We start from the raw sequence: 17,738 nt of genomic DNA, 5'->3' as shown, positions 1-17,738 counted from the left end.
GGCCCGCGTGACGCAGGAAATCTTCTGCATCTACGCCCGGGCCGCCAACGGCGTGATCGGCGACCGGGGCCGGCTGCCCTGGCACATCCCGGCCGATCTCAGGCGGTTCAAGGCCCTGACGATGGGCAAGCCGATGATCATGGGCCGCAAGACGTTCGAGAGCCTGCCCGGCCTCCTGCCCGGTCGCCGACACATCGTGCTGACCCGGCGCGAAGGCTGGGGCAGCGAAGGCGCGAGCGTGGCGCACTCTCCCGCAGAGGCGCTGTCCCTGGCCGGCGAAGCCTGCCCCGAAGTCGCCGTGATCGGCGGGGCGGCGATCTTCGACGTCTTCCTGCCGCGGTCCGACCGGATCGAGCTGACCGAGATTCACGCGCGCTACGAAGGCGACGTGCTGATGCCCCGGCTCGGCCCCGAATGGGCCGAGAAGCGGCGCGAGGAACACCCGGCGTCGGGCGAACTGCCGGCGTTCGATTTCGTCACCCTCGTCAGGGAAGCGGCGTGAAGGCGCGGCTGCCCTGGGGCCTGCTGGCGGTCGTAGCGGTGGCCGCGGGCGCCTTCTTCACGCTCGGCCCGGCGCTGGTCGAACGCAGCATGAACAGGATCGACGGCCAGCCGCCGATCGCCGTGTCCGACGAAGCGCGCGCGCTGCACGAAACGCTGACCATCGTCGACCTGCATTCCGACACCCTGATGTGGGATCGCGACCTCCTCTCCCGCTCCAGGCGCGGGCACGAGGATCTGCCGCGGATGGAGGAAGGCAACGTGGCGCTGCAGGTCTTCTCCAGCGTCACCAAGACGCCGAGCGGCCAGAACTACGACGCCAACGACGGCGATAGCGACAATATCACCCCGCTGGTGATCGCCCAGTTGCAGCCGGTCCGCACCTGGACATCGCTGCTCGAGCGCTCGCTCTACCACGGCGAGAAGCTGGACAGGGCAGTGGCCGCCTCGGACGGCCGCCTCGCCCGGGTGACGACGCCGGGCGAGCTGGACGGCCTGCTCGCGCGCAGGGGCGAGGGCGGGAACACGCCGGTCGGCGCGATGCTCTCGGTCGAGGGGCTGCACAACCTCGAAGGGGACCTCGCCAATCTCGACCGGCTCCACGCCGCGGGCGTCCGCATGGCGGGGCTGACGCATTTCTTCGACAACGACCTCGCCGGATCGATGCACGGGATCGCGAAAGGCGGCCTGACCGCAAAAGGGCGCGCGGCGATCCGCCGGATGGAAGACCTGGGAATCGTGGTCGACATCGCGCATTGCAGCCATGCCTGCGTGGCCGACATCCTCGCCATGGCGCGGCGCCCGGTCGTCTCCAGTCACGGCGGGGTCCAGGCCACCTGCAAAGTCAACCGAAACCTTTCCGACGAGGAGATCCGCGGCGTGGCGCGCACCGGCGGCATTATCGGCATTGGCTACTGGGACGCCGCGATCTGCGATACCTCCCCCCGCGCCGCAGCACGGGCGATGAAGCACGTGCGCGACCTGGTGGGGATCGAGCACGTGGCGCTGGGCAGCGATTACGACGGGGCGACGACGGTGCGGTTCGACACGAGCGAGCTGGTCCAGGTCACCCAGGCGCTGCTGGACGAAGGGTTTACCCACGAAGAGATCCGCGCCGCCATGGGCGGCAATGCCCTGCGCGTGCTGCGCGCCGGGATCGCGCCGATGGAGCCGGCCCGATGAGGTGGCTCGACCATCGCCAGCCGCTGCCCGACAGCCTGCGCGGCGCGATCATCGCGCTGGGCAATTTCGACGGCTTCCACCTCGGCCACCAGGCGGTCGCGCGCGAGGCGATCGAATGGGCCCGCGCCGAAGGGCGCCCGGCGATCATCGCCACGTTCGATCCGCACCCGGTCCGCTTCTTCCGCCCGGAAGCCGCTCCGTTCCGCCTGACCACGCTGGAACAGCGGCAGGAACTCTACCTCGCGGCCGGGGCGACGGCGATGCTAGTGTTCCATTTCGACGCCGCGCTGGCCGGGACGAGCGCGGAAGACTTCGTCCGCGTCCTGCTGCACGAACGCCTGGGCGTTGCCGGGGTGGTCACCGGGGAAGACTTCACTTTCGGCAAGGGCCGGGCCGGCGATCGCGCGGTGCTGGCGCGCCTGGGCGGCGAGGCGGGGATCGCCGCGCGGGCGGTCGCCCCGGTGATGGACGGCGGTGCCCCCGTATCCTCCAGCCGCGTGCGCGAAGCGCTCCGTGCCGGCGATCCGGAGGAAGCCGCCCGCCTCCTTACCCGCCCCTTCGCCATTCGCGGCGTCGTCGAACATGGCGACAAGCGCGGGCGCGAAATCGGCTATCCCACCGCCAACCTCGCGATCGAGAGCTACTTGCGCCCGCGTTTCGGCATCTATGCCGTGACCGGCCGCGTCCTTGCCACCGGGCAGGTGCTGACCGGCGCGGCGAATATCGGCGTGCGCCCCCAGTTCGCCCCCCCGCGCGAACTGCTCGAACCGCATTTCTTCGACTTTTCGGGCGATCTCTACGGGCAGGAAATCGAAGTTGCCTTCCGCCATTTCCTGCGGCCGGAGGCGAAGTTCGACACGATCGAGGGGCTGATCGCGCAGATGGAGCGGGATTGCGCGCGCGCGCGGGAGCTGCTCGGCTGATGCCCTGGCTGCGCTATCTCGCCTTTGCCCTCGCGCTGGGGTTCCTCGCGCTTACCGTGGTCAACGCCAGCTGGCTCGCGCCCGAGCCGAAAGGGGCGGTCAAGCTGATCGCCGATGGCGGCCTGCGCCAGTTGCCGGCGCCGGATGACAACGACGACGTGCCCTGCCCCGGCACGCGGATTGAACAGCCGGCGCACGATTACATCGCGAACACCGCGCGTTCGATCGCGCGCGCGGCCAAGCTGGGCGCCCACGTGATCGCGGTGGACGTGACCCCGACCGCCGACGGGCAGATCGCGCTGTTCGCCGACGAGACGCTCGATTGCCGGACCGACGGCACCGGGCCGGTTCGCGGCCAGTCGATGGCGGCGCTCAAGGCGCTCGACACCGGCCATGGCTTCCGCGCCGAGGGCGGGACCCACCCGCTGCGCGATGGCGAGACCGGCGCGATCGCGACCCTGGCGGAGGGCATTCGCGCCGCCGGCCGCGCGCGCCTGCTCTATCGCTTTACCGCCGACGACGCGGGCGAGGCGGACCCGCTCGCCGCGGCATTGCGCGCGGCGGGCCGCGACCCGGTGGCCGCCGGCGACGGTTTCCACGGCCCGCCCGCGCCGATCGCGCGAATCGCGCAGATCCATCCCGATGCCTGGGCATTCTCGCCCGAAAGCGCCCGCAAATGCACGAGCGCCTACATGTGGCAGGGATGGTTCGGGATCGTGCCCGCCGCCTGCCGGGGCGGCACGCTGATCGTGCCGCTCGATCGCCAGTGGGCCTTTGCCGGCTGGCCCAACCGCCTGGTCGCGCGGATGGAAGAAGCCGGCGCGCACGTCGTCGTCGCCGCGCCGGGCGGCGGCGACCGCCTGGCCGGGCTGACTTTCCCCGAGCAGCTGGGCGAGATCCCGGCCAGCTTCAACGGCTATGCCCTGGTGGACGACGGGTTCACCGTCATCCCCGCGCTGATCAACCGGTTCGACGACCGTTCGCAGGCGGAAATCGACGCCGCGCAGGCCGCGCTCGAACGGCGGCGGGCCGCCCGGTGACGCGAACCGGCTTTATCGCGCGCGGCAATTGCCCTAACGGCCCATCCGCATGACTGAACAGCGCGACTACAAGGACACGGTCTTCCTGCCCAGGACCGATTTTCCCATGAAGGCCGGCCTTCCGCAGAAGGAGCCGGGCATTCTCGCGCGCTGGGAGGAACAGGGCCTCTACCGCAAGCTGCGCGAGGAGCGCGCGGGGCGCGAGACGTTCGTCCTCCACGACGGCCCGCCCTATGCCAATGGCGACATGCATATCGGCCACGCGCTCAACCACGTGCTGAAGGACATGGTGGTGCGCACGCAGACCCTGCTCGGCAAGGATGCGCCCTACGTGCCCGGCTGGGACTGCCACGGGTTGCCGATCGAATGGAAGGTGGAGGAACAGTACCGCAAGAAGAAGCGGAACAAGGACGAGGTGCCCCCGGCGGAATTCCGGGCCGAATGCCGCGCCTATGCGCAGCACTGGGTCGATACGCAGCGCGAACAGCTCAAACGGCTGGGCATCAACGGCGACTGGGACAATCCCTACCTGACGATGGATTTCGAGGCCGAGGCGACGATCGTCGCCGAGCTGATGAAATTCGCCGAGGCGGGCAATCTCTACCGCGGCGCCAAGCCGGTGATGTGGAGCCCGGTGGAAAAGACCGCGCTGGCCGAAGCCGAAGTCGAGTACGAGGATATCACCTCGACCCAGATCGACGTCGCGTTCGAGATCGTCGAAAGCCCGATCCCCGAACTGGTCGGCGCCCACGCGGTGATCTGGACGACCACGCCGTGGACGATCCCGGTCAACCAGGCCTTGGCCTATGGGCCGGGGATTGACTATGTCCTGCGCGATGTCGATGGGCGCCGGCTCTTGCTGGCTGCGCCGCTGGCCGACGAAACCCTGCGTCGTCTCGCGAGCGGAAGCGACGCCCCCGGTCAGGCTCAGGCGGACACGGTCTGGCGCGGCAAAGGCTCCGATCTCGCCGGCACCGTCGCCCGCCACCCGATGCACCACCTCGGCGGGTTCTTCGCCGAGCCTCGCCCGCTGCTCGCCGGCGATTTCGTCACCACCGACAGCGGCACCGGCCTCGTCCACATGGCGCCCGATCACGGCGAGGACGACTTCGCCTTGTGCAAGGCGCACGGCCTGGCGCCCAGGTTCGTGGTCGAGGCCGATGGCCGCTATCGCGACGACTGGCTGTGGCTCGGCGGCGACGACGAACGGCGCATGTCGGTCATCAACCCGAAGTTCAACGCGCCCGACGGCCCGATCTGCTCGGACTTGCGCGAAGCGGGCGCGCTGCTTTCGGCCAGCGCCGACTACAGGCATTCCTACCCCCACTCGTGGCGGTCCAAGGCCAAGGTCATCTATCGCTGCACCCCGCAGTGGTTCGTGCCGATGGACAAGCCCATCGAGCCCTCTCCTGTTCAGGGGAGAGAGTCGGGAGAGGGGGGCTCGCGCGAGCTTGCAAACAGTCCCCTCCCCCCGACCCCCTCCCCTCCAGGGGAGAGGGAGAATACCCTGCGCAGCACCGCCCTCGCCGAAATCGAGCGCGTGCGTTTCGTGCCCGAAAAGGGCCGCAACCGCATCGGCGCGATGGTGGAGGGGCGGCCCGACTGGGTCCTTTCGCGCCAGCGCGCCTGGGGCGTGCCGATCACGCTGTTCGTCGATCGCAAGACCGGGGAATACCTTGCCGACCCGGCGGTCAACGCGCGGATCGTGGAGGCCGTGCGCGCGAAAGGCGTTGATGCCTGGACGGAAGAAGCCGCCGCCGACCTGCTCGGCCCCGATTACGACCCGGCAGATTACGAACGGGTGACCGATATCCTCGACGTGTGGTTCGATTCGGGCTGCACCCACGCCTTCGTGCTCGAAAGCGGGCGCTGGCCCGAGCTGCGCTGGCCGGCGGACCTCTACCTCGAAGGGTCGGACCAGCATCGCGGCTGGTTCCAGTCCTCGCTGCTCGAAGCCTGCGCCACGCGCGGGCGCGCGCCTTACGATGCCGTGCTCACCCACGGGTTCACGATGGCCAGCGACGGCAAGAAGATGTCGAAATCGCTCGGCAACACGGTCGATCCGAACAAGGTCATGCAGCAGTACGGGGCGGACATCATCCGCCTCTGGGCGCTATCGGTGGACTTTACCGAGGATCACCGGATCGGCGACGAGATCCTGAAGGGCGTCGCGGACCAGTATCGCAAGCTGCGCAACACGTTCCGCTACATGCTCGGCGCGCTCCAGGGGTTCGATAGCGAGACGGAAGGGGTGGACCCGGCGGAAATGCCGGAGCTGGAGCGCTACGTCCTGGGCGAACTCCGTGCGCTCGACGCCACGCTGCGCCGCGCGATCGCCGATTTCGACTTCAACGAGTATACCCGCGCGCTGGTCGATTTCGCGAACGAGGACCTTTCGGCCTTCTTCTTCGATATCCGCAAGGACAGCCTCTATTGCGACGGCGAGGGCGACTTGCGCCGTCGCGCCTATCGCACCACGCTGGACATCCTGTTCCACGCGCTCGTGCGCTATGCCGCGCCGGTGCTGGTGTTCACCGCGGAGGAAGTGTGGACGACGCGTTTCCCCGACCGGGGCAGCGTGCACCTGCTCGAACTGTCGCCGATGCCCGAAAGCTGGGTCGATCCGGCCCTCGCCGACCGCTTCGACAAGCTGCGCGACTTGCGCGAACGGGTGATGGAAGCGATCGAGCCGCTGCGGCGGGAGAAAGTCATCCGATCGGGCCTGGAAGCCGCGGTGACGGTGCCCGCAGCCGCCGTGCCCGAGGGTTTCGGCGACGCCGACCTGGCCGAGCTGTTCATCACTGCGTCAGTCGCGCGCGGGCAGGGCGAAGGCGTGACCGTGACGCGCACCGACGACAACAAGTGCGGCCGCTGCTGGCGGCTCCTGCCCGAAGTGAGCGAGGACGGCGCCCTGTGCGGCCGCTGCGCCGGCGTGATCGCGCAACTGGATGATGCGGCATGAGCAAGGTCATGAAATACCGGCTGGCCGGCTTCGCGGTGGCGATCGCGCTGTTCCTGGCCGACCAGGCGATGAAGCACTACGTCACGCAGACGCTGGCGATGCAGCGCGGCGACGTGGTCGAGCTGCTGCCGTTCTTCGATTTCCGGCTGACCTACAATTTCGGCATCTCGCTCGGCATGTTCCAGGCGGATTCGATGGAAATGCGCTGGCTGCTGGTCGGCGTGACCAGCCTGATCGCCCTGGTGGTGACGATCTGGATGCTGCGCGAGCGGCTGCTGGGCGAGATCCTGGGCCTTGCCCTGATCCTCGGCGGCGCATTGGGCAATATCCGCGATCGATACGAGCTGGGCTATGTCGTCGACTATGCCGACCTGCACTTCGGCGAGTTTCGCCCCTTCCTGATCTTCAACATCGCCGATGCCGCGATCACCATCGGCGTCCTCATTATCCTTGCCCGCGCGTTTTTCCTGCGCGACAAGGAGGAAACATCCGAAACCGAGACGGCGCCCGGCGCCGCGGAGAGCTGACAATGAGCCAATTTTCCAGGCGCAAAGCGACCACCCTCGCCCTTCTGACCGGCGCCAGCGCCATGCTCGCCGCCTGCGGCAGCAACGGCGGGATCCTCGCGCGCGAACGGCCCGACGAATTCGCGGTCCAGCGGCAGGCGCCGCTGGTCGTGCCGCCCGATTTCAACCTCGTGCCCCCGGCCCCCGGCGCGCCGCGCCCGGCGGAAGGCACGGCGGGCGAACAGGCGCTGGAGGCGCTGTTCGGCGGCCCGGCCCCGCGCAGCGCGGTCGAAACCAGCGTTCTCGACCGTGCGGGGGCGGCCGACCCGGGCATCCGTTCGACCGTCGGCGATCCGCAGACGAACACCGTCGCGAAAGGCAGCGTGACGCGCGACATCGTCGCCGCGCCCGAAGGCGACGGCCAGTATGCACAGGCCGTGATCCCGGGCTGACGCGCCCCACCCTGCCGGCGCCGACCCGGGCCCGGCAGGCGATGGCGAAACCATCGATGCGAAGCGGCGCTGGCAGCGCGCGGCCGGGCTTTACTCGGGCGCGACCAGTATCTTGTCGATCTTGCGCCCGTCCATGTCCACGACTTCGAAGCGCCAGCCCTGGTCGGCGAAGCTCTCGCCTTCCTGCGGCAGGTTCTTGAGCACCGAGAGCACGTAGCCGGCGACGGTCGCGAACTCGCGATCCTCGCCGTACTCGATTCCCAGCCGGTCGGCGAGGTCGTCCGCCGGCAGGGCCCCGGACACGAGCAGCGAACCGTCGCTGCGCTCGACGATGCCCGGCTGGTCGCCCTGGTCCTGGTCGCTGGCGAACTGGCCGGCGATCGCGGTCAGCAGGTCGGAAGGGGTGACGATCCCGTCGAGATGGCCGTATTCGTCGTGCACCATGGCCATGGCCACTTCCGACTGCTGCAGGACGCGCAGCGCGTCCATCGCGTCGAGCTGGTCGGGCACGACTTCGGCCTGGCGCATGATCGCGCGTGGCGAAACCGGCTCGTTCGCGACCATCCGGGCCAGGACCTCGCGCACCTTGACCACCCCGACGATGCGATCGGGCGAACCTTCCGCCACGGGCAGCAGCGAGTGCGGGCTCTTCTCGATCGCGGCGCGCATCTCCGCCTCGTCGGCATCGGCATCGACCCAGTCGAGCTCGGTCCGCGGCGTCATCACGTCGCGGACCGGCTTTTCCGCCAGCCGCACGACGCCGGCGAGGATCTGGTGCTGGTCCACCTCGATCACGCCCGACCGGGTCGCCTCGGCGAAGATCATGTGCAGTTCTTCCGCGGTCACGCTCGACTGCCCGCCGGGCCGCACGCCCAGCAGGCGGATCAGCAGGCCGGACGAGGTGTCGAGCAGCCAGACCAGCGGCGCGGCGATCCGGGCGAGGAGCGCCATCGGGCGCGCCATGACCAGCGCGATGGGCACCGCGGCGCGCAATGCGACCTGCTTGGGCACGAGCTCGCCCACGACCAGGCTGCCGTAAGTCGTCAGCGCGATGACGACGGCAAAGCCCGCCTCGTCGGCATAGGTGGACGGGAGGCCGAGCGCCTCCAGCCGCTCGCCGACCGGGCCGCCGAGGCTGGCGCCCGAATAGGCGCCGGCGACGATCCCGACCAGCGTGATGCCGATCTGCACGGTCGAGAGGAACTTGCCCGGGTCCGCCGCCAGCGCGATCGCCGTGGTCGCGGCGGAGCTGCCCTTGTCGGCGGCCGCCTTGAGGCGCGCGGTGCGGGCGGAAACGATCGCCAGTTCGGACATCGCGAACACGCCGTTCAGCAGGATGAGCCCGGCGATGATGAGCAGGTCTGACCAGGGAAAGGGTGTCACGCCGGCAGCGCTAGCACAAATGCCGCGCCGCGCCAGCCTCCCGCGTGCGGGATCGTTGACGGGATCGGGGAACGGGCGCACCTTACGATAGTTTCGCAAGGGCGAGACGCAGACGGGGGCCGTGCCCTCCAACGACTCAATGCGTGTGCAGCAGAGGGGAAATACCCATGAAGAAGTCGAAAATGATCGTTGCCAGCCTTGCCGCGATGTCGCTGGTGAGCGTGTCGGCCTGTGTTACCGATCCGAACACCGGCGAACGCAAGATTTCGCGCACGGCGATCGGCGGCGTCGGGGGCGCGGCGGCCGGTGCACTGCTCGGCGGGCTGATCGGGGGCAAGACCGGGCGCATCATCGGCGCCGTCGGCGGCGGCGCGATCGGTGGCGTCGTGGGCTACAGGATGGACCAGCAGATCAAGGAACTGCGCGAATCGACCGCCGGCTCGGGCATCGACGTGACCGAGGTGGACAATGGCGAGGCGATCCTGGTCAACCTGCCCGACGGCGTGACGTTCGATGTCGGCAGCGCGACGCTCAAGCCCGCGTTCCGCTCCACGCTCGACGACGTGGCCGCCAACCTGACGCAATATCCGAACAGCCTGATCGACGTTTACGGCCATACCGATTCGACCGGTTCGGAATCGTTCAACCAGGGCCTGTCCGAACGGCGTGCCCAGACGGTGGCGAACTACCTCACCAGCCGCGGCGTCAACTCGGCGCGCATTCGCTGGCAGGGCTTCGGCGAAACGATGCCGGTGGCCGACAACTCGACCGATTACGGCCGGCAGCGCAATCGCCGGGTGGAAATCAAGATCATCCCGCTGACGCAGGCAGAGATCGACGCGGCCCAGAACCGCTGATCCCGCCTGCCCGCGGGGCAGCAAAGGCTAAGGGGCCGGCCCGGATGGATCGGCCCCTTTTCATGCCCGGGCCGCCGGCCCCGCCGGAGGCTGTTCAGCGCCGGGGCCGCGCCAGGGCGTGCGCCCGGCCGGACAGCCGATCGACCGCGGCGGAATGGATCGCCGGGGCGCTGATCAGCAGGCCGAAGGCGCGCGGATCGCGCTTGTTGTAGTTGAGCGGATCGCCGAAAGCGTCGGTCACGGCAGCGCCCGCCTCGCGCGCGATCAGCGCCGCGGCGGCGATATCCCATTCGTAACCCCAGCGCAGCGTCGCCAGCAGGTCCGCCTCGTCCGCCGCGACCATCGCCGCGCGCAGGGCGATCGAATTGGGCTTGTTCACGGTCGCCAGGTCGCGGTCTTCGCGGGGCAGCGAATCGGCCGGCACCCGCGCCCCGGGAAAAACCTCCCGCCGCGACGCCCGCAGCGGCTCGCCATTGCGCCACGAGCCCTGGCCCGAGATGCCGATCCATTCTTCCCCGCGCGCCGGGGCCGCCAGCATTCCGATCAGGGGCCGGCGCTCGCTGATCAGCGCGACCGACACGGCCCAGCCGGTGCGCCCGCGGATGAAATCGCGCGTGCCGTCGATCGGATCGACCAGCCAGATCAGCCCGCGATCGAGCCGCGCGGGATCGTCCGCCGTCTCCTCCGAAAGCCACCCGGCCGCGGGCAGCAGCCGGCCGAGCTCGCGCCGCAGGAAGGCATCGACTGCCAGATCGGCCGCGCATACCGGGTTCCCCGGGGTCTTCTCCCAGCTTTCCAGCGCATGGCCCGCGCCGGGCCACGACCCGAACGCAATCCGCCCGGCTTCGCGGACGATGTCTTCCAGGCGGGCGCGATCGATCATCGTGCTTCGCTGTTGGGAGCGGACGCCGGACTTTTCAAGCGGGGCAATCCGTGCTTATGCCCCGCCGCATCCTTCCCATCCGCAACAACGGGGCCCGCCTTCCATGAATATCCACGAATACCAGGCCAAGGAACTGCTCGCGAAGTATGGCATCGGCATCCCGGCCGGCCATGCCGCCACGACCGTGGAGGAAGCGGTCGAGGGCGCGAAGAAGCTTCCCGGGCCGCTCTACGTGGTCAAGGCCCAGATCCACGCCGGCGGCCGGGGCAAGGGCACGTTCAAGGAACTCGGCCCCGATGCCAAGGGCGGCGTGCGCCTGGCGAAGTCGGTCGAGGACGTCGAATCGAACGCGCGCGACATGCTGGGCAATACGCTGGTGACCGTGCAGACGGGCGAAGCGGGCAAGCAGGTCAATCGCCTCTACGTCACCGACGGGGTCGACATCGCGCGTGAATACTACCTCTCGATGCTGGTCGATCGCGCTACCGGGCGCGTGGCGATGATCGTTTCGACCGAAGGCGGTATGGATATCGAGCAGGTCGCGCACGACACGCCGGAGAAGATCACCACGATCACGATCGACCCGGCCCAGGGCTTCATGCCGCATCACGGCCGCGCGGTCGCCTTCGCGCTGAAGCTGACCGGCGATCTCAACAAGCAGGCCCAGAAGCTGGCGAAGCAGCTCTATACCGCCTTCATGGATCTCGACTGCGCGATGCTGGAGATCAATCCGCTGGTCGAGACGGAGGACGGCAAGCTCCTCGTCCTCGACACCAAGATGAGCTTCGATTCGAACGCGCTCTACCGCCACCCCGACGTGGAGGCGATGCGCGACGAGACGGAAGAAGACCCGGCCGAAGTCGAGGCGAGCGAATACGACCTCGCCTACATCAAGCTCGACGGCAACATCGGCTGCATGGTCAATGGCGCGGGCCTGGCCATGGCGACGATGGACATCATCAAGCTCAACGGCGCCTTCCCGGCCAACTTCCTCGACGTGGGCGGCGGCGCCAATCGCGAGAAAGTGACCGCCGCGTTCAAGATCATCCTCAAGGACCCCGCGGTCGAGGGCATTCTCGTCAACATCTTCGGCGGGATCATGAAGTGCGACGTGATCGCCGACGGCATCGTCGCGGCAGCCAAGGACGTGAACCTCTCGGTCCCGCTGGTGGTTCGCCTCGAAGGCACCAATGTCGAACAGGGCAAGGACATCCTGAACAACTCGGGCCTGCCGATCGTCAGCGCCGACGACCTGGGCGACGCCGCGCGCAAGATCGTGGCCGAGGTCAAGCAGGCCGCCTGACCGGGCACGGCGGGGCGCGCGCTAGGGCGTGGGCTCCGCCGCCGCGGCCTTCTCCCGGCGGTCGAACCGGAACACCTGCTCGGTAACGGTCTCGCCTTCCCCCTGCATCCGCACGGCGACGATCAGGCCGCCCTCGCCGTCGCAGCGATAGGTCAGCGCGCTGAAGCGCAGCAGGCACGGTTCGGCCGCGATCAGGCGGAACCGGACCATCTCGTCCTTCTCCTCCCACCCGGTCAGGTCGGGGTTGAAGTGCTTGAGCCTGAGGACGAGGCTGTCTTCCTCCTCGGCGATCTGCATGTGTTCGGTGAACATCAGGCCGCCCTGGTGCTGCTGCTGCACGAACACGCCGACCATCGTGTCCCCGGCCGGGGGCAGCCAGCTTTCCGCCGCCGGCGCGCCGGCGATCCCGGCCCCGGCCCAGTCGCCGACCAGCCACGCCGCATCGGCGATCGTCGCCGGTGGCGGAACGTGCCCTTCGGCTGCGACCTGCGTTTCCTGTGCCGCCGCCGGCAGGGCGAGCATCGCCGCCAGCGTCATCATGGCCCCGCGCATCATAGGCATTCCCCTCTATTGCCCCGGGGCGAGGCTATCCCGGATCGGCCGGGCGGTAAAGCGATCGAGGCTTGACCGCGCCGACCCGGAACGCGAGGACAGCCGGCAGGTTCAATCAGAGCGGGCGGGTCCTCGCGACTTGACGCTTACGTAAACGCTAGCTAGGCGAACCCTCGTGTAATTCGAGAGGAAGGACAACCGATGAAAATCCTCGTGCCCGTCAAGCGGGTGATCGACTACAACGTGAAGCCGCGCGTCAAGGCGGACGGTACGGGCGTCGACCTGGCCAACGTCAAGATGAGCATGAACCCGTTCGACGAGATCGCGGTGGAAGAAGCGATCCGGATCAAGGAAGCGGGCAAGGCGGACGAGATCGTGGCCGTTTCGATCGGCCCGGCCAAGGCGCAGGAAACGCTGCGTACCGCGCTCGCCATGGGCGCGGACCGGGCGATCCTGGTCCAGACCGACGACGAAGTCGAACCGCTCGCGGTCGCCAAGATCCTCAAGGCCATCTACGAGGCGGAGGAGCCGGGCCTGGTGATCCTGGGCAAGCAGGCGATCGACGACGATTCGAACCAGACGGGCCAGATGCTCGCCGCGCTGACCGGCCGGCCGCAGGGCACGTTCGCCAACACGGTCGAGATCGACGGCGACAGCGTCACGGTGAAGCGCGAGATCGACGGCGGCCTGGAAACGGTGAAGCTGACCCTGCCGGCGATCGTGACGACCGACCTGCGCCTGAACGAGCCGCGCTATGCCTCGCTGCCGAACATCATGAAGGCCAAGTCCAAGCCGCTCGATACCAAGAGCCCGGCCGATTACGGCGTCGATACCGCGCCCCGGCTGACCACGACCAATGTGTCCGAGCCGCCGGTACGCCAGGCCGGGATCAAGGTCGCCGACGTCGACGAGCTGGTCGCCAAGATCAAGGCGCTCGGCATCGCGTGAGGATTATCCCCCGCCTCGCCCGGCGCGAGCCCCCGGCCGCCAGCGCAGCCGCCGGGAGCGCAAGGCCCGGGCCGGCACCGGCGAACCGGGCCGAGCGGGGCAGATTTGAAGGGAAGTTGAGATGAAGACTCTCGTTCTGGTCGAACACGACAACGCTTCGGTGAAGGACGCGACCCTCGCCACCGTCACCGCCGCGGCCAAGCTGGGCGACGTCAACCTGCTCGTGGCCGGCAGCGGCTGCGCCGCGGTGGCCGATGCCGCGGCGAAGATCGCAGGCGCGGGCACGGTCTACCTGGCCGACGATACAGCCTACGAACACCAGCTGGCCGAGAACGTCGCCCCGCTTGCGGCCGACCTGATGAAGGACCACGACGCCTTCCTCGCGCCCGCGACCACGACCGGCAAGAACATCGCCCCGCGCGTGGCGGCTCTGCTCGACGTGATGCAGATTTCCGACATCCTCTCGGTCGAAGGCGAGAAGGCCTTCACCCGCCCGATCTACGCCGGCAACGCGATCGCGACCGTCGAATCGAGCGACGCCAAGCTGGTCATCACCGTGCGCGGGACGGCCTTCGACAAGGCGGACGCCGAAGGCGGTTCGGGTTCGGTCGAGACAGTGTCCGGCCCCGGCGACGCCGGCATTTCCAGCTTCGTCGGCCAGGAACTGGCGGAAAGCGAACGCCCCGAACTGACCAGCGCCAAGGTGATCGTTTCGGGCGGCCGCGCGCTCAAGGATGCCGAGACGTTCGAACAGTACATCATGCCGCTGGCCGACAAGCTCGGCGCGGGCGTCGGCGCCAGCCGCGCCGCGGTGGATGCCGGCTATGTCCCGAACGATTACCAGGTCGGGCAGACGGGCAAGATCGTCGCCCCGGAAGTCTATTTCGCGATCGGCATTTCCGGCGCGATCCAGCACCTCGCCGGGATGAAGGATTCCAAGACGATCATCGCGATCAACAAGGACGAGGACGCCCCGATCTTCCAGGTCGCCGACATCGGCCTGGTGGCGGACCTGTTCAAGGCCGTTCCAGAACTGACCGACAAGCTTTGATGCTTGTATGACAACGGGCGGTGCCGTCTTCCGGTCGGCGCCGCCCGTGTTATAAGTGCGCCTCCATCGCCGTGCCGATCGGGGGGAGCGCACGATGAAAACACTATCGGTCCTGGCCGCCGGCGGCGCCGCCCTGGCGGCCGTTTTCGCAGGCCAGCCGGCATCGGCCGGCGAACCGGTCCACCTGGCCCCGTCCTCACCGTGGCAGCTTCGTTACGACAAGGAAGCCTGCCGCCTTTCGCGCTCGTTCGGCGAAGGTGAGCAGGAAGTCGTGCTCACGCTGGCGAAATACGCCCCGGGCATCGCGATGGAGTTCGTCGTGGCAGGAACGCCGCTGCGCCCCGATGGCGATCGTTTCGCCTATCGGTTCGACCCGGTCCGCGAACCGGACGAGGAGCGCCATGCCCTGTTCGGCACGGCCGACGACGGGCAGACCATCTGGCAGTTCACCGGCGAACTGATCCCGCGCGCGATGCTCGCCCATGTCGGCGGTGGCAGCGAGCCGGGCGGGCTGAAGGCGGTCGAGACCCGGATTGCCGAACAGACCGAAGCCTTCACGATCGTCTCCGGCGTCAGGCAGCCGGTCTCGCTCCGCACCGGCAGCCTGGCCAGGGCAATGGCGGCGCTCGACACCTGCCTTGTCGACCTGGTTCGCAGCTGGGGCTACGATCCGGAACAGCTCAGCGCGCTGAGCGCATGGCCGCACCCGCGGTCCCACCCCCGCCTGTGGATCCGGGGGACCGACTATCCGGACACCGCGCTGCGCGACAACCTGGCCGGCGCGGTGCGGTTCCGCCTGGCCGTGGACGCGGAGGGCAACGTGTCCGACTGCGTGGTCCAGGCGGCCTACTCCGATCCCGCCTTTCGCGAAGCCACCTGCAAGGCGCTGCTCCACCGCGCGCGGTTCACCCCGGCGCGCGACGCCGAAGGACGACCGGTGGCGGCTTACTGGGTCAGTTCCAGCTTGTTCGCCATCGCCCGGTATCGTTGACATGACGGCAGCAAGGCAGCTCGGGATCGCATGCGCGCTCCTCTCCGCGCTGGGTGGCTTTGCCGCGCAGGCCGCGGCGAAGGAGCCGCTCGTCCTCCGGCCCGTATCGCAGTGGGTCCTCGACTATGCCGACGACAGCTGCCGCATGGCGCGCACGTTCGGCGAAGGGGAGGAGAAGACGATCTTCATCCTCGAGCGGTACGAACCCGGCGACCGGTTCTCCCTCATCGTCGGCGGCGATCCGCTGAAGGCCCAGCTCTACACCGACACTGCCTTCCGCTTCGGGCCGGACGGGTACGAGGAGGAGGGCGCGTTCCGGACCGGCGAGATGGGGGAATACTCGCCCATCGTGCTGGGCAGCGGCCTCTTCCTCGCCGCTCCGCCCAACCTCGGCGAGCGCGGGGGCGCCGAGGCTCGCGATGCCGACGCCGGCACGATCAGCATATTCGACCAGGCGATCGCTTTCGAACAGGAGGCGGCGATTACCTGGCTGGAGATCCAGCGCGGAAAGCGGCGCCCCGTGCGGCTCGCGCTCGGTTCGATGGGGCCGCCGATGGCCGCCATGCGCAAATGCACCGAAGAGCTGCTCACCCATTGGGGTATCGACCTGGAAAGCCACCGCGCCCTGACGCGCAAGGTCCGGCCCAAGGGCAATCCCGGCCACTGGGTCGTGAGCAGAGACTATCCGGGCGACCTCGCCAGCAAGGGTGTCGAAGGGCTCGTCCATTTCAGGCTCAGCGTCAGTGCCGAAGGCGTGCCGACCGATTGCCACATTCAACGTTCTATCCGTCCGCGGGATTTCGACGAGGCCGTGTGCAACGCGCTGATGCGCCGCGCCCGGTTCGAGCCGGCGCTCGATTCGCAAGGCCGCCCGGTCGCTTCCTACTGGCGCAGTACGGTCAACTTCCTGGTGCCCTAGGCCCTTCGCGGCCCGGTCACGGCAGGATGGCCGTGACCGCGTGGATGGTCACGCCGACCAGCCCGCCCACCAGCGTGCCGTTGATGCGAATGAACTGAAGATCCCGCCCGACGGCGTTCTCCAGCCGGTCGGTAATCGTGCGCGCATCCCAGCGGCGCACGGTTTCGGACACCAGCTGGACGATCTGCCCGCCATAGCGGGTGGCCACGCCGACCGCGGTGCGTCGGGCGAACCGGTTGACCTGCATCTGCAAGCGCACGTCCTGGCGCAGCGCGGCGCCGATTTCGCCCAGCGTCGAACCGAGCCAGCCGTCGAGCGCCGAATCGGGATCGCGCGCCGTGGCCACCAGCCGGGTCCGCAGCCGTTCCCATACCCCCTGCCACCATTCCGCGACCGCCGGGTTGTCGAGCAGCTCGCGCTTCATCCGTTCGACCTTCTCCCGCGTGGCGGGATCGTGAACGAGATCGTGGGCCGTCTGCTCCAGCCCTTCCTCGATCTTGCGCCGCAGCGGATGCTCCGGATCGACGAGAACCTCGGCCAGCAGGCGATAGAGCCCGTCGAGCACCGAGTTCGCGAGCCGCTCGTCGAGGCCGGTCCAGCGCAGCAAGGCGTTCGCCCGCTCGTGAATCATGGCGCGGACCATGTCCTCGTTGTCCTCCAGCGTCAGGCCCGCCCATCGGATGATGCTGTCGATCAACGGCAGGTGCCGCTTGTCGGCAATCGCGGCCTCCAGCATCTGGCCGAGCAGCGGGGCGACCTCGAACCGTTCCAGCTGGTGCTTCAGGCCGCTGCGCACCTGGCCGCCGAGACGATCGGGGTCGAGCGATTCGAGCACTCCGGCAAAGAGCTCCGCCGCGCCCGCCCCGATTCGCGACTGCGCGCCGCCCGGGGCGCGAACGAGGAAGTCGCCCATCGCGCGCGCCATGTTCATCGCGTGCATTCGCCGCGCGACCACCGCGGGGGTAAGGAAATTGTCGCGCAGGAACTGCGCCATCGTGTCGGCGATCCGGTCCTTGTTCTCGGGGATGATCGCCGTATGCGGAATCGGCAGGCCGAGGGGGTGGCGGAACAGCGCGGTGACCGCGAACCAGTCGGCCAGGCCGCCGACCATGGCCGCTTCGGCGAAAGCGTGGACGTAGCCCCAGGCCGGGTGGAGATCGAGCAGGCGATGGGTGGCGAGGAAGATCGCCGCCATCAGGACCAGCATCGCTGTGGCCGTCAGGCGCATCCGGCGGGCACGATCTGGCGGGAGCGAAGCACGCCTCATCCTGCTGGAACGCACCGG

17 protein-coding genes are annotated in these 17,738 nt (G+C 68.8%); 13 read left to right on the top strand and 4 right to left on the bottom strand.

What is annotated here, in order from left to right:
- Positions 1-7: 7 nt before the first annotated feature.
- From T8T98_RS15700 to T8T98_RS15670, 7 genes are read left to right on the top strand one after another with little or no spacing between them, the layout of a single operon-like run.
- Positions 8-502 (top strand): dihydrofolate reductase, encoded by a 495-nt coding sequence (locus tag T8T98_RS15700; protein WP_251104523.1) that lies wholly within the window; start codon positions 8-10, stop codon positions 500-502.
- The gene (locus tag T8T98_RS15695) at positions 499-1,683 is read left to right on the top strand and encodes a dipeptidase (protein WP_251104524.1); all 1,185 of its coding nucleotides are present in this window, start codon (positions 499-501) and stop codon (positions 1,681-1,683) included. Before T8T98_RS15700 ends, T8T98_RS15695 begins: the two co-directional genes overlap by 4 nt.
- Positions 1,680-2,606, top strand: a complete 927-nt coding sequence (locus T8T98_RS15690) for a bifunctional riboflavin kinase/FAD synthetase (protein WP_251104525.1) — start codon at positions 1,680-1,682, stop codon at positions 2,604-2,606. The genes T8T98_RS15695 and T8T98_RS15690 overlap by 4 nt, the downstream gene beginning before the upstream one ends.
- Positions 2,606-3,646, top strand: coding sequence for a glycerophosphodiester phosphodiesterase family protein (locus tag T8T98_RS15685; RefSeq protein WP_251104526.1), 1,041 nt, complete (start codon positions 2,606-2,608; stop codon positions 3,644-3,646). Before T8T98_RS15690 ends, T8T98_RS15685 begins: the two co-directional genes overlap by 1 nt.
- 49 nt (positions 3,647-3,695) lie before the next feature.
- Positions 3,696-6,608, top strand: a complete 2,913-nt coding sequence (ileS, locus tag T8T98_RS15680) for an isoleucine--tRNA ligase (protein WP_251104527.1) — start codon at positions 3,696-3,698, stop codon at positions 6,606-6,608.
- Positions 6,605-7,135, top strand: a complete 531-nt coding sequence (gene lspA / locus T8T98_RS15675; protein ID WP_202389020.1) for a signal peptidase II — start codon at positions 6,605-6,607, stop codon at positions 7,133-7,135. Before ileS ends, lspA begins: the two co-directional genes overlap by 4 nt.
- A gap of 2 nt (positions 7,136-7,137) precedes the next feature.
- Positions 7,138-7,566: a DUF3035 domain-containing protein gene (locus T8T98_RS15670; protein WP_251104528.1), complete on the top strand. Its 429-nt coding sequence runs from the start codon at positions 7,138-7,140 to the stop codon at positions 7,564-7,566.
- 90 nt (positions 7,567-7,656) lie between these two features.
- Here T8T98_RS15670 and T8T98_RS15665 read toward each other — a convergent pair whose 3' ends face one another.
- Positions 7,657-8,949, bottom strand: coding sequence for a hemolysin family protein (locus T8T98_RS15665; protein ID WP_160733401.1), 1,293 nt, complete (start codon positions 8,947-8,949; stop codon positions 7,657-7,659).
- Between the two features lie 167 nt (positions 8,950-9,116).
- Here T8T98_RS15665 and T8T98_RS15660 point away from each other — a divergent pair, with 167 nt between their 5' ends.
- Positions 9,117-9,806, top strand: coding sequence for an OmpA family protein (locus T8T98_RS15660; protein ID WP_160733402.1), 690 nt, complete (start codon positions 9,117-9,119; stop codon positions 9,804-9,806).
- Positions 9,807-9,900: 94 nt separating this feature from the next.
- Here the strand turns inward: T8T98_RS15660 and T8T98_RS15655 are convergent, their stop codons facing one another.
- Positions 9,901-10,689, bottom strand: coding sequence for a 3'(2'),5'-bisphosphate nucleotidase CysQ (locus tag T8T98_RS15655; RefSeq protein WP_251104529.1), 789 nt, complete (start codon positions 10,687-10,689; stop codon positions 9,901-9,903).
- 103 nt (positions 10,690-10,792) lie between these two features.
- Here T8T98_RS15655 and sucC point away from each other — a divergent pair, with 103 nt between their 5' ends.
- Positions 10,793-11,992 carry an ADP-forming succinate--CoA ligase subunit beta gene (gene sucC, locus T8T98_RS15650; RefSeq protein ID WP_160733404.1) on the top strand — a complete coding sequence of 400 codons (1,200 nt, stop codon included), beginning with the start codon at positions 10,793-10,795 and terminating at the stop codon, positions 11,990-11,992.
- A 21-nt stretch (positions 11,993-12,013) separates the two neighbouring features.
- Here sucC and T8T98_RS15645 read toward each other — a convergent pair whose 3' ends face one another.
- Positions 12,014-12,547, bottom strand: coding sequence for a DUF6265 family protein (locus T8T98_RS15645; RefSeq protein ID WP_251104530.1), 534 nt, complete (start codon positions 12,545-12,547; stop codon positions 12,014-12,016).
- A gap of 198 nt (positions 12,548-12,745) precedes the next feature.
- Here T8T98_RS15645 and T8T98_RS15640 point away from each other — a divergent pair, with 198 nt between their 5' ends.
- The 4 genes from T8T98_RS15640 to T8T98_RS15625 all read left to right on the top strand — a co-directional run bounded on the left by T8T98_RS15640 (position 12,746) and on the right by T8T98_RS15625 (position 16,453).
- Positions 12,746-13,492, top strand: coding sequence for an electron transfer flavoprotein subunit beta/FixA family protein (locus T8T98_RS15640; RefSeq protein WP_251104531.1), 747 nt, complete (start codon positions 12,746-12,748; stop codon positions 13,490-13,492).
- A 121-nt stretch (positions 13,493-13,613) separates the two neighbouring features.
- Positions 13,614-14,543, top strand: coding sequence for an electron transfer flavoprotein subunit alpha/FixB family protein (locus T8T98_RS15635; protein WP_251104532.1), 930 nt, complete (start codon positions 13,614-13,616; stop codon positions 14,541-14,543).
- Positions 14,544-14,637: 94 nt separating this feature from the next.
- Positions 14,638-15,534: an energy transducer TonB gene (locus T8T98_RS15630; protein WP_251104533.1), complete on the top strand. Its 897-nt coding sequence runs from the start codon at positions 14,638-14,640 to the stop codon at positions 15,532-15,534.
- Position 15,535: 1 nt separating this feature from the next.
- Positions 15,536-16,453: an energy transducer TonB gene (locus tag T8T98_RS15625; RefSeq protein WP_251104534.1), complete on the top strand. Its 918-nt coding sequence runs from the start codon at positions 15,536-15,538 to the stop codon at positions 16,451-16,453.
- 16 nt (positions 16,454-16,469) lie between these two features.
- Here T8T98_RS15625 and T8T98_RS15620 read toward each other — a convergent pair whose 3' ends face one another.
- Positions 16,470-17,681: a DUF445 domain-containing protein gene (locus T8T98_RS15620; protein ID WP_251104535.1), complete on the bottom strand. Its 1,212-nt coding sequence runs from the start codon at positions 17,679-17,681 to the stop codon at positions 16,470-16,472.
- Positions 17,682-17,738 lie beyond the last annotated feature (57 nt).

The organism is Pelagerythrobacter marinus (assembly GCF_034375205.1).
GTDB lineage: Bacteria > Pseudomonadota > Alphaproteobacteria > Sphingomonadales > Sphingomonadaceae > Pelagerythrobacter > Pelagerythrobacter marinus.
Note: the sequence above shows the minus strand (reverse complement) of the source record. Positions and strands in the feature narration are given on the sequence as shown.